Source organism: Acinetobacter legionensis, assembly GCF_057165765.1.
In genome coordinates this window covers 26282-46832 of the sequence record NZ_CM169896.1, presented here as the reverse complement: position 1 = coordinate 46832, position 20551 = coordinate 26282, and the positions used below count along the sequence as shown (strand labels likewise).

General features: G+C 38.4%; 22 protein-coding genes and 2 pseudogenes. 16 read left to right on the top strand and 8 right to left on the bottom strand.

Translation table 11 applies throughout. From position 1 onward, the window contains the following. Nucleotides 1–58: 58 nt before the first annotated feature. The gene (locus tag AC2G3J_RS00225; RefSeq protein ID WP_419328491.1) at nucleotides 59–1198 is read right to left on the bottom strand and encodes a fatty acid desaturase family protein; all 1140 of its coding nucleotides are present in this window, start codon (nucleotides 1196–1198) and stop codon (nucleotides 59–61) included. A gap of 118 nt (nucleotides 1199–1316) precedes the next feature. Further along, on the bottom strand, nucleotides 1317–2339 hold the full coding sequence (locus AC2G3J_RS00220; protein WP_336953827.1) for a ferredoxin reductase: 1023 nt from the start codon (nucleotides 2337–2339) through the stop codon (nucleotides 1317–1319). A gap of 174 nt (nucleotides 2340–2513) precedes the next feature. Between AC2G3J_RS00220 and AC2G3J_RS00215 the strand changes: the two genes are divergently transcribed. Continuing rightward, the gene (locus AC2G3J_RS00215; protein ID WP_336953828.1) at nucleotides 2514–3158 is read left to right on the top strand and encodes a TetR family transcriptional regulator; all 645 of its coding nucleotides are present in this window, start codon (nucleotides 2514–2516) and stop codon (nucleotides 3156–3158) included. A gap of 74 nt (nucleotides 3159–3232) precedes the next feature. Here AC2G3J_RS00215 and AC2G3J_RS00210 read toward each other — a convergent pair whose 3' ends face one another. Further along, nucleotides 3233–3850, bottom strand: coding sequence for a thiol:disulfide interchange protein DsbA/DsbL (locus AC2G3J_RS00210; protein ID WP_336953829.1), 618 nt, complete (start codon nucleotides 3848–3850; stop codon nucleotides 3233–3235). 229 nt (nucleotides 3851–4079) lie between these two features. Here AC2G3J_RS00210 and ubiG point away from each other — a divergent pair, with 229 nt between their 5' ends. The 14 genes from ubiG (at nucleotide 4080) to AC2G3J_RS00140 (ending at nucleotide 16888) form a co-directional block, all read left to right on the top strand. Next, a complete protein-coding gene (gene ubiG, locus AC2G3J_RS00205; RefSeq protein WP_336953830.1) occupies nucleotides 4080–4793 on the top strand; it encodes a bifunctional 2-polyprenyl-6-hydroxyphenol methylase/3-demethylubiquinol 3-O-methyltransferase UbiG in 714 nt (237 codons plus the stop codon). Further along, a complete protein-coding gene (locus tag AC2G3J_RS00200; RefSeq protein ID WP_336953831.1) occupies nucleotides 4790–5464 on the top strand; it encodes an HAD family hydrolase in 675 nt (224 codons plus the stop codon). Before ubiG ends, AC2G3J_RS00200 begins: the two co-directional genes overlap by 4 nt. A gap of 258 nt (nucleotides 5465–5722) precedes the next feature. Further along, on the top strand, nucleotides 5723–6469 hold the full coding sequence (locus tag AC2G3J_RS00195; RefSeq protein ID WP_336953832.1) for a YciK family oxidoreductase: 747 nt from the start codon (nucleotides 5723–5725) through the stop codon (nucleotides 6467–6469). A 219-nt stretch (nucleotides 6470–6688) separates the two neighbouring features. Next, nucleotides 6689–6844 (top strand): hypothetical protein, encoded by a 156-nt coding sequence (locus tag AC2G3J_RS00190; protein WP_483770497.1) that lies wholly within the window; start codon nucleotides 6689–6691, stop codon nucleotides 6842–6844. A 269-nt stretch (nucleotides 6845–7113) separates the two neighbouring features. Next, the gene (locus tag AC2G3J_RS00185) at nucleotides 7114–7515 is read left to right on the top strand and encodes an RcnB family protein (protein WP_336953834.1); all 402 of its coding nucleotides are present in this window, start codon (nucleotides 7114–7116) and stop codon (nucleotides 7513–7515) included. A 210-nt stretch (nucleotides 7516–7725) separates the two neighbouring features. Beyond that, entirely contained in the window at nucleotides 7726–8022 is a 297-nt protein-coding gene (locus AC2G3J_RS00180) for an RcnB family protein (RefSeq protein WP_336953835.1), read from the top strand. A gap of 192 nt (nucleotides 8023–8214) precedes the next feature. Next, entirely contained in the window at nucleotides 8215–8577 is a 363-nt protein-coding gene (locus AC2G3J_RS00175; protein WP_483770496.1) for an RcnB family protein, read from the top strand. Between the two features lie 714 nt (nucleotides 8578–9291). Then, on the top strand, nucleotides 9292–10647 hold the full coding sequence (gene argA, locus AC2G3J_RS00170; RefSeq protein ID WP_336953837.1) for an amino-acid N-acetyltransferase: 1356 nt from the start codon (nucleotides 9292–9294) through the stop codon (nucleotides 10645–10647). A 335-nt stretch (nucleotides 10648–10982) separates the two neighbouring features. Beyond that, nucleotides 10983–11942, top strand: coding sequence for a sulfonate ABC transporter substrate-binding protein (locus AC2G3J_RS00165; RefSeq protein WP_336953838.1), 960 nt, complete (start codon nucleotides 10983–10985; stop codon nucleotides 11940–11942). A gap of 94 nt (nucleotides 11943–12036) precedes the next feature. After that, nucleotides 12037–12969, top strand: coding sequence for a sulfonate ABC transporter substrate-binding protein (locus AC2G3J_RS00160; RefSeq protein WP_336953860.1), 933 nt, complete (start codon nucleotides 12037–12039; stop codon nucleotides 12967–12969). A 22-nt stretch (nucleotides 12970–12991) separates the two neighbouring features. Next, the gene (gene ssuD / locus AC2G3J_RS00155; protein ID WP_336953839.1) at nucleotides 12992–14161 is read left to right on the top strand and encodes an FMNH2-dependent alkanesulfonate monooxygenase; all 1170 of its coding nucleotides are present in this window, start codon (nucleotides 12992–12994) and stop codon (nucleotides 14159–14161) included. Then, nucleotides 14158–14979 carry an aliphatic sulfonate ABC transporter permease SsuC gene (gene ssuC, locus AC2G3J_RS00150; RefSeq protein WP_336953840.1) on the top strand — a complete coding sequence of 274 codons (822 nt, stop codon included), beginning with the start codon at nucleotides 14158–14160 and terminating at the stop codon, nucleotides 14977–14979. The genes ssuD and ssuC overlap by 4 nt, the downstream gene beginning before the upstream one ends. 9 nt (nucleotides 14980–14988) lie before the next feature. Beyond that, nucleotides 14989–15786 (top strand): ATP-binding cassette domain-containing protein, encoded by a 798-nt coding sequence (locus AC2G3J_RS00145; protein WP_336953841.1) that lies wholly within the window; start codon nucleotides 14989–14991, stop codon nucleotides 15784–15786. A gap of 487 nt (nucleotides 15787–16273) precedes the next feature. Continuing rightward, entirely contained in the window at nucleotides 16274–16888 is a 615-nt protein-coding gene (locus tag AC2G3J_RS00140; protein ID WP_016539535.1) for a TetR/AcrR family transcriptional regulator, read from the top strand. Nucleotides 16889–16991: 103 nt separating this feature from the next. Here the strand turns inward: AC2G3J_RS00140 and AC2G3J_RS00135 are convergent, their stop codons facing one another. Beyond that, the gene (locus AC2G3J_RS00135; RefSeq protein ID WP_336953842.1) at nucleotides 16992–17558 is read right to left on the bottom strand and encodes a 5'-methylthioadenosine/S-adenosylhomocysteine nucleosidase family protein; all 567 of its coding nucleotides are present in this window, start codon (nucleotides 17556–17558) and stop codon (nucleotides 16992–16994) included. 159 nt (nucleotides 17559–17717) lie between these two features. Here AC2G3J_RS00135 and AC2G3J_RS00130 point away from each other — a divergent pair, with 159 nt between their 5' ends. Next, nucleotides 17718–18260, top strand: a complete 543-nt coding sequence (locus AC2G3J_RS00130) for an NADPH-dependent FMN reductase (RefSeq protein WP_336953843.1) — start codon at nucleotides 17718–17720, stop codon at nucleotides 18258–18260. Between the two features lie 226 nt (nucleotides 18261–18486). Here AC2G3J_RS00130 and AC2G3J_RS00125 read toward each other — a convergent pair whose 3' ends face one another. The 4 genes and pseudogenes from AC2G3J_RS00125 to tagF all read right to left on the bottom strand — a co-directional run. Beyond that, entirely contained in the window at nucleotides 18487–18753 is a 267-nt protein-coding gene (locus tag AC2G3J_RS00125; protein WP_004723549.1) for a PAAR domain-containing protein, read from the bottom strand. Between the two features lie 37 nt (nucleotides 18754–18790). Continuing rightward, nucleotides 18791–19555 (bottom strand): OmpA family protein, encoded by a 765-nt coding sequence (locus AC2G3J_RS00120; protein ID WP_419328489.1) that lies wholly within the window; start codon nucleotides 19553–19555, stop codon nucleotides 18791–18793. 4 nt (nucleotides 19556–19559) lie between these two features. Beyond that, a pseudogene (locus tag AC2G3J_RS00115) lies at nucleotides 19560–20051 on the bottom strand (type VI secretion system-associated protein TagF); the annotation flags it as partial. Between the two features lie 71 nt (nucleotides 20052–20122). Then, a pseudogene (tagF, locus tag AC2G3J_RS00110) lies at nucleotides 20123–20519 on the bottom strand (type VI secretion system-associated protein TagF); the annotation flags it as partial. Nucleotides 20520–20551: the final 32 nt, after the last annotated feature.

The following is a 20551-nucleotide window of genomic DNA, read 5'->3' as shown; positions in this document are numbered from 1 at the left end:
TCAACACGGTGCTTTTGGAATTGCTAAAATTTCACAATCAAGATTTATAAAACAGGACTTAAGCAAAAATACCCTTCAACTTTTGTAAAGACTGAGTAATGGTGGTTGTTAAACTATTTGGCAAAGAGCATTTGGCTAAACGAACCCATACACTGCCAAACTGTTTCATGAAATCTGCTTCATTATAGTTGATGCCATATTCCGCACATAAAGCTCTAATTTTTGGAGCAGCTTCTGAATAACGATTGGCAGGCATATCAGGGAACAAGTGATGTTCAATCTGATGACTTAAATTCCCACTTAAAATATGCAACCAGTCTGTTCCAGTAAAATTACTAGAACCACGAATCTGACGTAAATACCATTCAGCACGGGTTTCATTTTCCACATTATCTGCTTCAAAAGTCTCTGCATCTTCAGTGAAGTGACCATTAAAAATCACCGCTGAAGACCACAAACTGCGAATCACATTGGCAATGGCATTCCCAGCTAAAACAGGTAAAGCATTGGGTCCTGCAATCACAGGAAAAAATACATAATCTTTTAGAATTTGACGACGGGCTTTTTTACGAAATTTTGCAGCATCTGCCCAGACCTGCTTCCAAGTTTTTGTTTTATAAATCAGCGCATCTTCCAAATGTAAATTTTGTAAGCCAACATACCATTCAAAAAACACCATCAATTGAATCGCTAAAGGAATATTAAACAAAAAACGCGGTTCCCATTTCTGTGATTCACTAACACGGAGTAAACCATAACCCACATCATGGTCTTTACCCACAATATTGGTATAGGTGTGATGCACATAATTATGTGTGTATTTCCAATCATCACCTGTTGCCATGGTATCCCAGTCGTAATTTGCACCATTCAAACTTGGGTCATTTAACCAATCGAATTGGCCATGCATAACATTATGACCCAACTCCATATTTTCCACGATTTTGGAAATGCCCAACAATCCTGTGCCCACCACCCAAACAGGTGGAATCCATCCGCCAAACATCAACATACCACGTGAAGCAATTTCACTATAACGGACAAAATTACGGATTTTATAAATATACTTGGCATCTTGTTCACCTAAACTGTCCATGATTTCACGGCGGATTTCATCAACACGGCGACCAAACTCTGCGGTTTGCTCTGGGTTTAAATGTTTCGATTTACTGTTTGGAAAAGTAACTGACATATTCATTGTCTTGCTCCTCAGCGCTTCATTTCTAGAAGCCTTAGCTGAATTTAGGTACAACTTCCTACGCCTAGGTTCAACAGACCGAGAAGTTGTTTAAATTTATTTAAATGATTGTTTTAATTTACAGATTAATAACCACAGGACTTATTGCTTGGCTGATACACAATTTGATCTGTGTATTTGAAGCATGGTCAATTTCTCCTGTCAGCATATTTTTGGTCGAACCACTCACTTTAGTACATGTACAAGTATTGCAGATCCCCATACGGCAACCATGAGTTGGCTTTAATCCCGCTTGTTCAGCGCTTTCAAGAAGATTTGATTTCGCAGCAAATTCTTGTTGTGAACGCAAAAACACCACGGGTTGTTCTTCTAAAGTTTCATCTACAGCGATCTGGAAAAATTCTTGTTTCAAACGATCTGCAATATTCAAATCTTGAAAAATTTGATTGATGCTTTGCATCATTGCACGAGCACCACACGCATAGCTTTGACGCTGTTGGAAATCAGGAACCAAACTTTCCAATAACTCGATAGTTAAATGCTGTTTTTGTTGCGCGGTATGAATATAGTGATAATTCAACAATGAATGTTGCTGATAAAGCTGTTCTAGATCTGCATGAAAAGCCTCATCACGACTAAAATAAATTAAATCAATTGGACGATTTGAATCTTTGAGTGCTTCAAGCAATAATGAATGGATTGCGGTAATTCCACTGCCTGACGCAATCAATAACAATGGCGATGCATCGGGAGCTAAAACAAAATCACCCTGAGCTTGTGACAGTTCAACAATGCTACCAAAAGCCATTTGGCTCAGCGCATTGGAGACTTTACCCTGTTGTTTTACAGCAATGATCATATCGCCATTATTCAAAAATTTAACCACAGAATAACTACGTTGTTGACGTACACCCGCAATTTCAACAGTTACAAGAACAGATTGTCCCGCTTTAAACTGTTGATGCTTAAAATTACGATTTGGACGTAATTGAATTTGATAAAAATCAGGGCTTAATGCACGAGTTTTAATAATCGTGGCTTTTACCTTTTTCCAAGCCCAAACAGGATTGATTTTTTCAGCGATAAAATCGACAAAATCCTCACGAACCCATTCTGGCTGATACTGCATATAGCTACTCATGTGACGTTCCTCTTTGTGCTTGCTATTTATTGAGTGAACAAACGTTCTTTTAGTGAACATGTGTACACTATAATCATTTTTTAAATTCAGTCAACACCTGTACACTGACATTCGTCGTTTAATTTGTTTTTATTTTTGATAGACTCATCACAACAAAAATCTTTGGATACCAGAATGTCGATACGCGATGAACGAAAACAGCAAAGCCGTCAGGCTTTACTTGATGCTGCTTTAACCTTAAGCACTTCAGGTCGTTCATTTTCGAGTATCAGTTTGCGAGAAGTTGCCCGTGAAGTCGGTTTGGTCCCAACAGCGTTTTATCGCCATTTCCAAGATATGGATGAATTGGGAAAAGAACTGGTAGATCAAGTTGCGCTTTATTTAAAGAATGTCTTACACCAGTTGGGAAAAGGCCTAGCACATCCTGAAGCGAAAACCAAAACCAGCATGGTGCTGTTTTTTGAGGCGGTAGACAGCAGCTCGCAACAATGGATTTTTATGATTGCGGAACGTTGGGGCGGTTCGGAAGTGGTGCGTAAAGCCATTTCCCGTGAAATTGACTTCCTGAATGATGATCTTGCCAACGCGTTAAAAAAGTTTGAAGTTATCGCAAATTTTCATGATGAAAATGATTTAAAAGTGATCACCAATATTTTGATTAATTTATCTTTTACTTGGGCAATGTCATGGATCAACTTATCTCGACAATACTCTGGCATAGAACTTGAGTTGCAAAAAATGGTCCTTAAAAAACAATCGGTGACGCAAATCCGCTTAATTTTTAAAGGCATCGAAAATTGGGACCAAGATAGAGCTTAATTTATCTCCCAAACTCGCCTCTATATCACCCGCAATAAAAAACCCGCAATTGCGGGTTTTAAAAACATAAAAGCTTATTTGGCTTTACGTTCTTTATTGATGAGATAGTCAAGGACTTGCGTCACTTTACCGTCTTCACCTTGAACCACATATTTACCATTTACCACAACAGCAGGAACACCTGAAAGCTGATACTGTTGTGCCAATTGATTTGATTCAGCAATTTTTGCAGTAATCGCAAAAGAGCTATACATGCTGTTAAATTTCGCCTCAGGCACACCGTACTGAGTGAAGAATTTAGCAAAAGCATCTTTTTGTAGAACTTGCTGATTACCTGCATGATTGGTATGGAATAAAGGTAAATGCGTACGCTTACGTACACCCAATGCCTCACTCACATAATATGCTCGAGCACCTTGCTCCCATAATGGATTCATCGCTGCTGGGGTACGAATAAAGTTGACATCTTTAGGGATTTTCTTTAACCACGCTTGCATATGCGGTTCTAATGTAAAGCAGTGAGGGCATCCATACCAAAAAAACTCACGCACTTCAATTTTACCAGGAACAGAAACTTTTCCTGGATTTTGCACCACGGTATAATCTTTACCTGCAACAAAATCAGCAGCCATGGCGTTTGCAGAAAATGCCATTACCATGGCAGTCATGCCACCTAAAATAAATTTTTTCATTGACTTTATTGTCCTCGTCGTCATCTCGTATAGCTTATGCATTCACTATAAAACAAATATGGGAAAATCGTTTTCCTTCTGTGAAGTTTTTTACACGATTCATCGCTTTTTTTGGATTTATGGTTACACTAGGGTCTGTTGATATTTCATAAATAGACGAAGTGTTAACAAACACTAGCATAACTGAACTTAATTTTTGATTAAAACAATTTACTTAGAGGTGCCCGGCATGTCGCAACTTAATGTTGATCCACAGGAAATTGCTAAATTTGAAGCGCTTGCTGCTTTATGGTGGGATCAACACTCTGAGTTCAGACCTTTACATCAAATCAATCCACTGCGTTTAAACTGGATTGATGAACATGCCAACGGTCTTACAGGTAAAAAGATTCTTGATGTAGGATGTGGTGGTGGGATTTTGGCTGAAAGTATGGCACGTCGTGGCGCCAATGTTTTAGGTATTGACATGGGTGTAGCACCATTGAATGTCGCTCGCTTACATGCTGAACAGGAAAATGTTCAAAATATTGAATATCGCCAAGTCCCTGTGGAGCAACTCGCAGAAGAACAAGCAGGGCAATACGATATTGTTACATGTATGGAAATGTTGGAACACGTTCCTGACCCAGCTTCTATCATCCAAGCTTGTCAAAAGCTAGTTAAACCAAATGGTCATGTGTTTTTTTCAACAATTAATCGTAATCCAAAGTCTTATTTATTCGCAATTATTGGTGCGGAATATGTATTACGTTTATTGAAAAAAGGCACCCACGATTATCATAAATTTATTAAACCGTCTGAACTTGCTGATGACATTCGTAACTCAGGTTTAAAACTTAAAGATATGACCGGCTTACACTACAATCCACTCACAAAGCATTACTGGCTTGCGCCCAATGTTGATGTGAATTACATGGTTTATACTGTGAATGAAGGTGTTTGATGCAAGCTGTTCTTTTTGATTTAGATGGGACACTGATTGATACGGCTGCAGACTTTATCCGTATTATTCAAAATATGTGTCGAGAAGAAGGACGTGCAGTGGTTGATGCGGATTTGATCCGTACTCAGGTTTCTGAGGGTGCACGCGCAATGGTAAAACTGGTTTATCCAGAGCTTGAAGTGGATGATCCGATTTTTTTAGCACATCGTCAACGCTTTTTAGATCTGTATGGTGATGACATTGCTGTAGACACAGATCTGTTTGCTGGTATGTATCCTCTTCTGGCAGAGTTAGAAAGCCAGCAAATCCCATGGGGTATTGTGACCAATAAACCACGTTGGTTAAGTGAATCATTATTGAACGCATTGAACCTCACACAACGTTGCGCTGTTCTGGTGTGCCCTGAAGATGTCACTCAGACCAAACCAGATCCAGAGCCAATGTATCTAGCAGCAAAGCAAATTGATATTGCACCTGAACAATGTATCTATGTGGGTGATCATCCGCGAGATATTGATGCAGGACGTAATGCACAAATGTATACAATTCTCGCAGCTTATGGTTATTTACCATTACAGTACAAAGATGATTTAAATGCTTGGCAAGCCGACTGTATCGTAGGGAATGTTAATGAATTACATCAAGTTATTCGAAAACTTGTAGATATTTAAATCCCAAAAAATCATACAATTTACCTAACAACATGATAAGTAACACTGAAACATCTTGAATATGATGTTTCAATGTTTTTATATAGAACATAGGCTGGTTGGCAGTTCACTTATTTATAATGAGCAGTGCATTTCCAACAGTGTAAGCTAAGCCGTAAAAAATTTAATCATTCTAAATGATGAGAAACATTGTTTTATATGGTCAGGACATTGCGTCAAAAGCCTAAATTACATCATAACAATTATAGGAGGTCTCCCATGAAGTATTCAGAATATCAACCTCGCCCAGATTTATTGAAGGATAAAATTATCCTCATTACGGGTGCGGGAGACGGTATTGGACGTGCTGCTGCGCTCAGCTATGCCTTACACGGCGCAACAGTCGTGTTACATGGTCGCACGCTCAATAAACTTGAAGTCATTTATGATGAAATTGAATCACTTGGTGCCCCCCAACCTGCTATTCTTCCTTTGCAGCTTTCTACTGCCTCTTCACGTGACTATGAACTGCTTGTTGATACTCTAGAGCAACAATTTGGTCGCTTAGATGGTATTTTGCATAATGCTGGAATCTTAGGAGAGCGTGTTGAGTTGGCACATTATCCAGAAGAGATCTGGGATGATGTCATGGCGGTGAATTTACGTGCACCTTTTGTGCTCACCCAAGAATTACTGCCTTTACTGGAAAAATCTGAAAATGCATCAGTCGTTTTCGCTAGCTCTGGTGTAGGACGTGAAGCACGTGCGCAATGGGGTGCTTACTCGGTTTCAAAGATTGCGATTGAAGCGGTCAGTAAAATATTTGCCAAAGAAAATACTTATCCAAATATTCGTTATAACTGTATCAACCCAGGTGGGACCCGTACCGCTATGCGTGCCAAAGCTTATCCTGATGAGGACCCAAAGGTTTTACCATCACCTGAAGCCATCATGCCTGCTTATCTCTACCTCATGGGAGATGATAGCCTTGCGTTGAATGGTGAAAGTATTGACGCACAGGATTAGCTCCATCTTTCTTTCTCCACGCTTTTCGAAGTGTGGAGAAAATCATAAGAGATCCTCTCATTTAAACTATTGATCATAGAGTCAAACTAAAAATATTATAAAGACTTACATTAAAATCGTTTTACCCAATAAAAACTATAATTTTATTCAGTTTCTTAAATAACAAGAATTCTTCTATAGTGTTACTCAAGTTAAACAGATCAATTTGAGGCGTTTTTTATGAAAGATTTAAAACATAAAGTGGAGATGATTCGCTCTATCGAACAATTACAGCTCCCAAATCATTTTATTCAGGCCTTTGATGATGCGCATCAAGCAAAAGATATTATCAAAGCAATCAATTGCTTAAAGGAGATGAATCAGCAGTGGTCTTAATCTTTCATGCTGAATTTATAGCGGAGTCATCTCTCTAAGTATATTTTCATAAATATTTACATTTTTTAGCTACCTATTCCGCTTAAAAAAATTTGCTGCAATGCATTACAGGCCAAAGCTTTGCAATAATCCTTTTCACTTTTATATAAATATGTTTTTATTATGTCTGTCATTTTAAATGAAAAACTGAACTTTCTTCACAGTTTCTCTGCAATTTAGCAGTACATTAGTGAGGTCAAAATAAACATATTGAATAAGCGAGGACGATTATGAAAAAGATTTTAGCGATCATCGCCATCTCTTTATCAACACTGTTGACGGCTCAGATCAGCAGTGCAGGTCCTCATTTTGACGATGACAATGGTTTTGATCGTGGCAAAAGCGAACGTGGAGATCGTGGACGCAATCATCGTGATCGTGGTAATGATGATGACAACATTCAAGAACAACGTCGTGAACGTGAAGAACGTGGCGTAAAACGTTTGCAACAGCACAAATGGCAAATGGGTTATGTAATGCCACAGCATTATCGTGGTAATAGTTACAAAGTTGATTATAAAGACGAAAACCTTCCAAAGCCTTCGCGTAATCAACAGTGGTATAAGATTAACAATGACTATATCTTGGTCGATTCAGATAATAATAATATTGTGAATATCCGAGGGATGTAGTTTTTTAAATATTTTGCTTTCATAGGCTCAAACACCTTTTTTGTTTGAGCTTTTTTTTTGCCTAAATTTCAGTTTTTACACTCTGTTTTTAAAAAACTCTAGAAACCTCCATAAAATTGACAATCGAATGATATTTCTCCATTTTTTATCTTAACTTAAATTGTAGTTTGAATGATCGGATAAACTATCCGTCTTAAAAGGTCGAATCAAATGAGAAAGGTTATAAGCGCAATCACACTATCACTCAGTGCCTTAGTTACAACTTCGGTAATGGCCAACTGGGATCATGGGCGTGATCATCGTCCTGCTACATCACATGAAAAATTTGAATGGCGAGAGGGTGTAATTTTACCTGATCGTTATCAGGACAATCGATATTACGTGAATGATTATCGGACATACAAAAATCTGCATCAACCTGCTAAATTTGAACGTTGGTATAAGGTAGATGGCCGTTATGTACTGGTCAATGAACGCAACCATCATATTATTCGTGTCATTCGATAATATCTAAACTGCTAGATTTACAGCCCAAATTCATTTTTGGGCTTTTTTAATTGTGAAAAGAAAATGCCAATATGTCTCTTCATCAAGTCTTCATACATTTCACAATTCACCTAAACCATGCTCACTGTTTATCTCAAATGATTGAGTAATTTGATTACATCAAAGGACAAAAGTTCAATTCAGGTGTATCAAATGAAAAATATCTTAACCACACTAGCTTTATCAATGAGTGCTTTTATTGCAACATCGGCGATCGCTGCACCCCATGATTATCATCGAAATGATAACCAGCGCTATCAACAAAACCATTGGGATCATAAATATGACAATCGTTGGAATAAAAACAATCATTATGACAACCGCGTAAATTCGAATCAACGCTGGCGCTCAGGGCAGTACTTCCCGACTCAATTCAATTCTTCGCGCTATCATGTCAATTATAAAAACTACCGCCAGTTACCTAAACCTGGAAGATATCAGCAATGGTACAAAGTGAATGGTGACTATATGCTCGTAAATGAGCGAAATAATCGTATTATTCGCGTGATTGATTAATGGCTATATTTTAAGTTTCAAACCCAAGTTAGCTTGGGTTTTTTCATATTTTGAGAATCTGCTTAAAACCTAATTGATTCAACAAATAAATAAAACACATACTTTCATTTATATCTCCATAGTTTCTCTATATTTTACGATTAGATTTAATGTGAAGGCATTAATTATTGAGTGAAATAGAAAAGCCAAATATCATCAGTAAATTGTTCAAAATGAAAGATTAGAATGTGTAATTTCGATGAACAGCAATCGTTAAAATATCTGGCTTTTAACTCAATATTCCAAAGTGAATCGTAAAATTAATATACCCTTTCGCACTCGTCCTCCCACGTTCGAGTGCTTTTTTTATTCAATAGCGTCTGTTGACATTTCATAAATGGCTTGTGTAGTCGAATATAATCGAGCATGAGACATAAACGTCATAAAACATGAAACTTGAGATCATTTTAGCTACAACCTGAGCAAGAACAAAGCATTGCTTTGTTTGCAGCGCGCAAGGCACAGCAATGGGGACTAGCGTTTTTTGCCGTGACGACGTTACATTGCGAAAGATGTTTCTCATCATTTAGAATAACTATATTTCGTATTTCGTGCGTTGTTTCACCTAAAAAGTCGCATAGTCGCAAACATAGACGAATTGTTAGCAGACTCTATTATTCTTACGCTATTTTTGTTTAGAATCGCGGTATAGCAATCATCAATACTGAGATAGGCATGCAAACCGACAGTTTAGAAACAATACAAAGCACAACACAAGAATACGTGCATTGGTTTCGTCACTCTGCACCCTATATCAATGCTCATCGTGGTAAAACCTTTGTATTGATGTTTGGTGGTGAAGCTGTTGAACACGAAAATTTTCAGCATATTATTCATGATATTGCCCTGCTCCATTCATTGGGCATACGACTGATTTTGGTCCACGGCGCACGCCCGCAAATTACTGCCAATTTGCTTCACAATAAAATTCAAAGTCCTATTCATATCAATCGTCGTGTTACTACACGTGAATCATTGCCTTGTGTCATGAGCGCTGTGGGTTCTATTCGTCTACAAATCGAAGCACTACTATCTATGGGGCTTGCTAATTCACCCATGTTTGGCGCACGCATTGATGTGGTCTCAGGTAATTTTGTCACAGCAAAGCCATATGGTATTCGTGATGGTGTCGATTTCCAGCTCACTGGCGAAGTACGCACAATTGATACTGAAGCCATTCAACGCCATTTAGGTAATCAAAATATTGTATTACTGGGACCCACAGGATATTCCACTACAGGTGAAGTATTTAACTTGCTTGCAGAAGAGGTGGCGACAAAAACAGCCATTCATATCAAAGCTGATAAATTGATTTTTTTAGGAAATCAACAAGGCTTAATGGATGAGTATGCGCAATTGAAACGTGAAATTACTCCACTTCAACTCGATAAACATATTGAAAAATATCAAGATTCAAATTTTGAAATCGCCTTACATTTGCACAATGCAAAAGAAGCATCGCTAAAAGGTGTAAATCGCGTTCATCTACTTTCCTACAGCGATGATGGTGCCTTGATCAAAGAGCTCTTCACCCGTGATGGGCATGGCACTATGATCACTGATGCACATTATGAAGAAGTTCGTATGGCAAATATTGGTGATGTCGGTGGCTTGATTAATTTATTACGCCCTTTGGAAGATGAAGGAATTTTAGTGTATCGTTCACGCGAACGTTTAGAAAATGAAATCGAGAAATTTGCCGTCATTGAGCGAGATGGAACCATTCTCGCATGTGCTGCACTCTACCCGATTCCTTCAACAGAAAATGAAGTCAAATCAGCTGAAATTGCCTGTGTAGCCGTACATCCAAGCTATCGTAAATCTAATCGTGGTAGCCAAATTCTGCATTTTTTAGAAGAAAATGCACGTCAAATGGGTATTCAGCAACTGTTTGTTTTAACCACGCGAACCGCACACTGGTTCTTAGAGCATGGTTTTGAAATGGCAAATGTTGATGATTTACCTGAGGCTCGCCAAGCGCTATATAACTATCAACGTAATTCAATGGTCTTTAAAAAATCAATTGCTTAAAATTGATCAAAATGATTATTTTAAACAAATTATCACATTTGCTTCTAAGCTTATCTCAATAGATTCCATCCACCAGAGTATTTTCTTATTCTTGAGGATGGAATCTATATATGGCGATTGAATAACACAAATAACATCATAATTTTCAAATTCTTATAATATTATATTTTTATAGAATATCAGCTTTATATTTCTCATTTACAGATAACCTTAGCAATTTATTGTTTATCTATTTTTTTCATTAGTAATCACTAAAAATTTATTTTTTTGAAAATACAAAGCCTTTTAAGCTGATGCTCATGCCTTTTTTAGACTTTATAGGAGCATCGTGACTCATGGCGAGCTTATTTCAACCTTCGTGGAAAAAAATCACCCTTGTTAGTGTTAGCCTTGCCACCATCATGATGCTTAGTGGATGCTCAAAACCACAAGAAACCACAACTTTAAATATCGGTTTCCAAAAATATGGGGTATTGCCCATCATCAAAGCACGTGGTGACTTAGATAAAGCCTTAAAAGAGAAAGGGGTAAACGTTAAATGGGTTGAATTCCCTGCTGGGCCACAACTTCTAGAAGGTTTAAATGTTGGTAGTGTCGCCTTTGGTGAATCTGGGGAAGCACCGCCTATTTTCGCCCAAGCTGCAAACTCAAATCTGGTCTATGTTGCTAATCAACCTGCTGCGCCCTTGGCTGAAGCCTTAATTGTGCCGAAAGATTCAGCCATTCGATCGGTCCAAGATTTAAAAGGTAAGCGTGTAGTTTTGAATAAAGGTTCAAATGTACATTATCTTTTACTCAAAGTTTTGGAAGCAAATCATTTAAAACTTGATGATATTCAAGTGGTCTATCTACCACCAGCTGATGCCCGTGCCGCTTTTGAAAAAGGTGCAGTAGATGCTTGGGTGATTTGGGATCCGTTCTTTGCTGCTGCAGAAAAGCAACTCAATGCAAAAGTCCTTGCGACAGGTCAAAACTTGGTGAATAACCATCAATTCTATTTGGCTGATCGTAAGTTCGCTGAACAACATCCCGATGTTTTAAAAATTGTGGTCAATGAACTGAATACAACAACGCAGTGGGTGTCTCAACATCAAACTGATGCGGCAAAACTCTTAGAAAAACCGACAGGCTTACCGCTTGATATTTTGAATACCTCAATTTCTCGTATGGGTTTTGGTGTCACTCCAATTTCTAACGATGTGGTCAAGAAGCAGCAAGATGTCGCAGATGCTTTTTATCAACAAAAACTTATTCCCAATAAAATCAATATTCAAGCAGCTGTTTTAGCAAACTAATTTCGCCAACAGCTCCGCTAAAGAGGACATCAATATGACCCAGCAAATCGCGCAACAAAACACATCATCATGGTTCAATGCAACGACTCATGCCATGACCACTATGTTGATCTGTAGCGCAATGCTGGGTTCAGCCTCTGTGTGGGCAATCGATCCAACGGTAAAAGAATTACGTATCGGCTTTCAAAAAAGTTCTATTAATTTTGCAATCGCCAAACAACAGAAATTGTATGAGAAAGAATTCCCAAATGCCAAAATCACTTGGAATGAATTCCCTGCAGGTCCTCAAATTTTAGAAGCCCTTGCTGTAGGTTCTCTGGATATTGGTGTCACTGGTGATACCCCACCAGTATATGCCCAAGCCGCGAATAAACCGCTGTACTACATTGCCTATGAAGCAGCCAAGCCATTGGCTTCGGCAATTTTAGTGCCTAAAGATTCAAAAATCACCAAACTCAATGAATTGAAAGGTAAACGCATTGCGTTGCAGAAAGGATCTAGTGCGCATTATTTACTGGTACAAGCTGTACGTAAAGCTGGTTTGCAATGGTCAGACATTCAACCGATTTGGTTAACCCCTGCTGATGCCCGTGCTGCATTTCAAAAAGGTGCTGTCGATGCTTGGGCAATTTGGGATCCATTCTTTGCATCTGCACAAGTAGAAGATCAGGCGCGTATCCTCGCCTCAGGACAGGGTTTAAGTCCGAATTATACCTTCTATTTGGCATCACCAGATTTTATAAAGAAATATCCTCAAGCAGTTAAAGGCATTATCCAGCAAATTAATACTGCTGATAAATGGGTACAAGCCAATCGTGTCGCAACAGCGCAAGCCATCGGACAAAGCACCGGTTTAAAACCAAAAGTTAGTCAAACTTTTATTGAGCGACGCCCAAGACCTTCTGGTGCAGCACCACTTTCAGCAAAAGTAATTGCAGATCAGCAACAGCTGGCCAATCGTTTTAGCGAACTCAAAATTATTCCAAACAGCATAGATATCAAACAAGCGGTTTGGACAGTGAAATAATATTTTTCTAAGGATGAATGAAATGAAAATCTTCTGGTTTATTCCTACTCACGGTGACAGTCGTTATTTAGGTACAAGCAAAGGTGCTCGCCAAGTTGACCATGCTTATATGAAACAAATTGCTGTAGCTGTGGATAATCTGGGCTATGAAGGTGTACTCATTCCCACGGGACGTTCATGTGAAGATCCATGGATTACTGCTGCGAGCTTGATTGATGCGACTAAAAATCTAAAATTCTTGGTTGCGTTACGTCCTGGCGTAACAACACCAGCGCTTGCAGCACGTATGGCTGCAACTTTTGATCGACTATCCAATGGTCGGGTTTTACTCAACCTCGTTACAGGCGGCGATGAGCAAGAATTGAAAGGTGATGGCGTATACGAAGACCATGCTTCACGTTATAAAACAGCAGCTGAATACACCACGATTTGGCGTGAAATTTTAAAACGCTCACATACGGGTGAATCATTTACCTTTCATGGCGAACGTTTAAGTGTAGACGATGCTAAGTTACTTTATCCACCCATTCAAGCGCCTTACCCACCACTTTGGTTTGGTGGATCTTCTGAAGATGCGATTGAATTAGCTGCTGAGCAAGTTGATACCTATTTAACTTGGGGCGAACCACCTGCTGCAGTAAAAGAAAAAATTGCAGTGGTGAAAGCCAAAGCCGAGACTAAAGGTCGTCAACTTAATTATGGTATTCGTTTACATGTCATTGTTCGTGAGACCAATGAGCAAGCATGGCAAGCTGCCAATGAACTAATTCAATATGTAGATGATGCGACGATTGCAGCTGCACAGAAAAAATTTAAACAAATGGATTCTGTCGGGCAACGCCGTATGGCTGAGCTACATAATGGTGATCGTAGTAAGCTTGAAGTATCACCAAATCTTTGGGCAGGGGTCGGACTAGTTCGTGGTGGTGCGGGTACTGCTTTAGTCGGTGATCCTCAGACTATTGCAGATCGCATTCAAGAATATGCCGATTTAGGCATCAATACCTTTATTTTCTCAGGCTACCCACATTTGGAAGAATCCATTCGCTTTGCTGAACTGGTATTCCCATTACTGCCATTGGAAACACGTAAGAAACTCACACAACCTAATTTGACTGGACCATTTGGTGAAATCGTAGCCAACAACTACACACCTGAAGAAAATAAAAAACCGTTACAGGAGCCTGCATGAATGCCATAATTAAAAATGCTGCTCCAACCAAAAGCAACGCAGTTTCACGTGGAACTAAACAAATCGGGCAGCGTTTACTGCCTTGGTTTGTGCCGATTTTACTGATAGTCATATGGCAAATTGCCTCTAAAACGGGGCTACTTGAAAGCCGTGTTTTACCTGCACCGACAGCGGTAGTCTCTGCATTTTGGACACTTTTAGTCAGCGGTGAGCTTTGGCAACATGTCAAAGTTAGTGCTGGTCGTGCGCTACTTGGCCTCTTCGTTGGTGGTGGGCTCGGCTTATTTTTAGGACTACTTAATGGTTCATCAAAAGTGGCATCCAATTTACTGGATACCACCTTGCAAATGATCCGAAATATTCCAGCATTGGCCCTGATTCCATTGGTTATTTTATGGTTTGGAATTGATGAGTCTGCAAAACTATTTTTAGTGGCTGTCGGTGTCTTTTTCCCGATTTATATCAATACCTATCACGGAATTCGCTCAGTTGATCCTCAATTGATTGAAATGGGAAAAAGCTATGGATTAAGCAGATGGCAACTTTATAAAGAAATTATTTTACCGGGCGCAATGCCTTCAATTTTAGTGGGTTTACGCTTTTCACTGGGGTTGGTTTGGGTACTACTGATTGTGGCAGAAACAATTTCCGCACAATCTGGAATTGGTTATATGACCATGAATGCGCGTGAATTTTTACAAACAGATATCGTGCTGGTGGGTATCTTGCTGTATGCCCTTTTAGGCAAACTTGCAGATGTATTTGCACAATTTCTAGAAAAATACCTATTGCGTTGGCACGCAGGTTATCAAAAATAGGAGTCTGATATGACCGATTTAAGCATTAGCCAATATGCCAATGACTTGGTGGCAACAACCGAGATTGTTGAGGAAGAACAAGCAAAAATTGGTGCAGAAATTTCGATAGAACAACTGCATAAATATTATGGTGAAGTTAAAGTTCTTGAGGACTTAGATTTAAACATTGAAGCTGGTGAATTTGTTGCAATTGTGGGACGTAGTGGTTGTGGTAAAAGTACCCTACTGCGTTTAATTGCCGATTTAGAACAACCCAGTTATGGTGAAATCAAATTTAAATCTTTATTAAATTTCCGTGAAGGGATCATTGCAGATGATATTCGGGTGATGTTCCAAGATCCACGCTTATTGCCATGGAAAAGTATTCTAAAAAATGTGCAATTGGGTCTAGCCAAAAACCAATTTTCTAAGGCTGAGCAATTATTAGAAAAGGTGGGATTAAAGGAGAAATCTGGACTTTGGCCATCACAGCTTTCTGGTGGACAACGTCAACGAACGGCGCTTGCTCGTGCTTTGTCACATACACCGCGGGTCTTATTACTGGATGAACCTTTAGGTGCTTTAGATGCATTAACAAGACTAGAGATGCAGAGTTTGATTGAAAAATTATGGTTAGAACAAGGTTTTACCACCATTCTTGTTACTCATGATGTCAGTGAAGCTGTTCAACTCGCAGATCGTATTATTCTTTTGGATAAAGGTCATATTGCCCAACAGTTTCAAGTCGATTTGCCTCGTCCGCGTCAAAAAGGGGTGGCATTTGCAGAACTCGAACAACAAGTTCTCAGCGCTGTGCTTGCAACATGAACAACAACGCAAGGTATTGCATCAAAATATTTTTGCCCTTGCAGAATTACCTTGCGCGACATGTTCCTGATCTTGAATAATTAAATTTTTAGATTTGGATGTTTAGATCGCATAGAAAATGTTCGCTGTCATAAACATGTTAAAGTTTTTAACTGTTTCTATTGATTAAAAATAATTTGAATATTTTAAAGCAAGCGCATTTTCTTAAATGAAAATTAAATAATGCTATTTAAGATTATTTAATTTTTAAATTAACCTTATACTAAAAAATGTCACAAAATTTAAATATTAAGTCATAATTGACATAATTTTAATATAAGATTTGCTCCAGTTTAGTGCAAAATTATATAATAGGGATCTACGATCGACTTAATAATAAAACTTCATCATTATTTATCAGAAATATACCAAAATAATGCTGCTTTCTGTGCACAAATCAAACATTTTACCGTACAATTTAATAATCAGTTTTTCGATTAAAGATGCGATGGAACAAAAAAAGAGTGCTCAAAAACGCCAGCAGCTGCTCAATGCTGCACTTGATGTATTTTCTGTCTATGGTTTCAATGGCGCAAGTCTAGATGAAATCGCTCAGTTAGCAGATATGCATAAATCCAATATTTTCTACTACTATGAAAATAAAGAAGCCTTATATGTTGAAGTGCTAACGACAGTTATGCAGAAATGGTTAGCACCGTTGCAATCGCTTGAGTCAGAATTGGAACCGACAGAAGCATTGTCGCATTACATCATGACCAAAATCGAAATTTCTAGAACTCAGCCAAAAGCTTCAAAGCTTTTCGCGTTAGAAGTGATTCAAGGTGCACCACATATTTTACCGATCCTAAAAGGCCCGCTTAAAAAGCTCTTTAAACGCAAAGCCAAAGTTATTTTAAACTGGCAGGCGCAAGGTAAAATATCAGATCAAATCGATGCTGAATTGTTGATTATTAATATTTGGGCACTGACCCAAAATTATGCAGACTTTAGCACTCAAATCGAAATGGTTACTGGTAAAACTTTGCGTAATAAAAGTATGTGTCAACGCGCAATTGAACATACCATCCATATGACTTTATATGGTGTGTTACCGCGCAATTAATCATCCAATAGACATATTGGTTATTTTGGCAAACGGCCATAGAGTTCTATGGTCGCCAAGACTCAAATTTAAACTTTTTCTATTATTCACACAAACTAAGTCTTTAATAAATAGACTGATATAGTTTTAACAACTTTTGTGCACCCAATAATAAATTATCTTCCCAATCTAAATGTGCTGTGTCATTTGCACCGTCAGTAATATATTTAATCGAAACCAACCGCACATCTAGTTTTTTACAGACTTTAGCTAATGCGTAGCCTTCCATATCGACTAGATTACAGGTCACTTTAGGTTTTCCTGTTTCAAAACTATCACCTGTACCACAAACACCCTGTGCTAAATGTGGAAAATACGATTCTAAATGAATTTCGCTTGGCAAATACTCATCCATTGGTGTAACCCCCACATCAAAACCGAGTGGAGAAACATCCATATCGCGTTGCACAAAAGTTTTTACTTCAATCAACTCATGAGCATTAAAGAAAGAACTACCGGCACTCCCTAAGTTTAATATGGTTTTACAGCCAGTTTTCTGAATGACATCAAATGCAGTATAGGCCGCGTTGATCTTGCCAATCCCACTATAGTGGACGGTGATACCTGCTTGCTCAAACAACCCTTTAGATTCATTGGGTAAAGCCATAATCAATGCAATATCGTCTTTCATATATATTCAGAATTAAAAATTTTTCTTATTAAAATTGAAATTCAAATCCTGATCAATCTTATTGTTAACTCAAAATTTTAAAATCATATACAAATCACTACTGTACCTATAACTTCGATTGCTCATAATGTTTTAATAGAAAAATAGAGATGAAAATAAATGAATATCCAAATTATCGTGGGCAGTATTCGAGATGGCCGTGTTGCGATCAAAGTCGCAGAATGGTTACTTAAAGAAATCCAAAAACTCGACTTTAGTACCCTCAATGTTGAAATTGTAGATTTAAAAGAATGGGATTTGCCTTTCTTTGCTGGGAAAAACTCACCCGCCTCAGGAATCTATGATCAGCCCAAACAGCAAGAATGGGCAAAAAAAGTTGCTTCTGGCGATGCCTTTATTTTCATTACACCAGAGTACAATCATGGCTATAGTCCTGTACTGAAAAATGCCATCGACTTCGTTTATAAAGAATGGCAGCGCAAACCTTCGGCTTTTGTCAGCTATGGTGGTACCAACGGTTCACGTTCAATTGATCAAATCAAACAAGTCTGCGCTTTTATTGGTATGATTGACTCCAATGCAGTTATTGAACTGCGAGATATTGGGCAACGTGGTAAGAGTGAAACCTTTGAGGGGAATGAGTTTGATAATAAAGCAGTCAAGTCTGTGGTAAACAAACTCATCCAATATGCCAATGTCTAAAATCACATTGTACGCTTTAGCTTACATCACTTGCATGCATTGACGGCTAGGTAAGTTTAAGCAAATACCCTATTCTACTGACATAGGAAACAGGAAGTTTCCCAGACGTAAAACAATAATAATCGGTCTGTACATCAGGAAGTGAGGTAGAACAGGAGTTTACCTAGCGAACCAATATGAAAAAGCCCCGTCAGGATGATGGGGCTTTTTTTATACTTTAAACAATTTAATTTTGCCCAACTGTTAATGACTGATCACCAATACATTTACATCCGCAAGATAAAGGTGAATTATGCTGCGCAGCGGGCTTTCCCATCACCAACATATGATTATCACCTGCAACAATGCTGGCGACACACTTGTGTTTGGGACAAGTCGCCTTATCGCCTACACATGCAATCGCTTTACCATCAATCAGAAAAGAAGACTGAGCAGAAATAATTTTTCCCCCACCTGTCGTGGGTGATCCTAACGTGATATATGGAAGTGCCATAGTGCCTACCTTTTATTGTTTTGTTATTGAATAAAATTTATAAAACATCGAACTCAATACGGCGGTTCTTTCTACGACCCTCATCCGTTGCATTATCAGCAACAGGTTTGGTTGAACCCAGACCAGCTGTGCTTAAACGAGTCGGTGCAATGCCTTTCGTAGTTAAATACTGCTTCACCGCTTCAGCACGTTGCAAACTCAAATCCTGATTCTTCTGTGGATTACCTTGGCTGTCAGTATGACCCACAATTTTAACATTTTTACCTTGCACTTTATTTAATGCAACCACCATCTCGTCTAAGATTTGTGTACCTGTTGGGGTAAGTACGGCTTTGCCAGATTCAAACTCAATAATTCGATTTTTTAGTGCATTATCAATCACAGATTGCTCAGCAGCATTCACTGAAATTTGAGAATTAAATCGATAAGGTGGCTGAACTAAGGATTGGAATAAACTGGTGGTTGGCTGAATATCAGTTTGTACACCCATTTTTCCAACCAATTCAACTTGAGTACCTCGTACAGAGAGCTTACCTTGGCTAATCTTCTTTAGATCTGGGGTAATCACACGTGTAACCGAATCACTCCAGCCATTTGGTGCGGATACGGCTCGAATTTGGATTTTATCTACAACCTGATCATCACCATAAACCGCTTTTAATTTCGCCAAGATTGCTTGTTTGGTCATGTCATTCGGCACAGCACCTTCAACCACAATCGGTGCAGCAAACACATTGAATGAACAAAATAAGCTAGAAATAAGCGCAAATTTTTTCAATATTTTGACTTGTTTATTTTTCATATCATTATTCATCTATAAATGTTTGTCTAAAAAGTTTCATGCCTTGAACCAGACTCAATTGACGTTCGCATAAAGACTGTTCAAGCGCTGCTAGACCTGCATTCTGTTCCAAATAGGCATCAATCCATAGTGGTTTGACCAAAGATACCCAATGATCATTTTGCATATTTTGAGTGAAAATATTACTTAAAGCCGTGATATCTGCCCCTTGGAATCCAAATAATAAAATTGGAGACTCTTGGTGAAGAATACCAATCAAGATCTCTGTATTACTTTTTTCTAAAAAGCGTCCGATTAAGTTGACCCAAAACGCGGCAATTTCATAGCAATAATTATGATTATTAATTGGTAAAATAAGTACCTTAGATAACTTACTGGTACCGTGTTTAAGCACAGGCTGAAGTAACAAGCCCAAGCCCAGCATACTTTGCGCCAACTCATAAGGCGTGATCTTCATCATTTGTGCAAATGAATGCATGGTATGATTTTCAAAAAAGTCCTGCGTTTTTAATTCAGGCAAGACCTGTATTTCATGATCAATTTCACCCAGCTTATTGATCAATACTTCAGGATCACGAATGGTTCGGATGCTTCGATTTTTTTGAAATAAATCAATCAATACCGGTTTATATTTAAACGGCGCATAGAGTAAGTTTTGAAAAGGATGATCAACTTCTAATAACTGACTTAAGACCATTGGAAATTGACGACCAGAACTGTCTTCACTGGTCACCATATTTGCCGCAAGAAACATTCTTTCCTTAGGGTTTGCGATAAAGAAGTCTAAAGGCGCTAATGATTCATAAGCTTGATTAAAATTTTCTTCTCGCATTGCAAGCTCTAAAGCTTCCGTAATCCATTGATCAATCACTTGAATCAATGAATATTGCCCTTTTGTTTTCAGAAAATCACCACGTGCGGGACATTTTCCATAATACAACGGTGTAGACTTTATCGTTTGCATACTTTAATCCCTCGCGTCAAATCGTTTCCTTG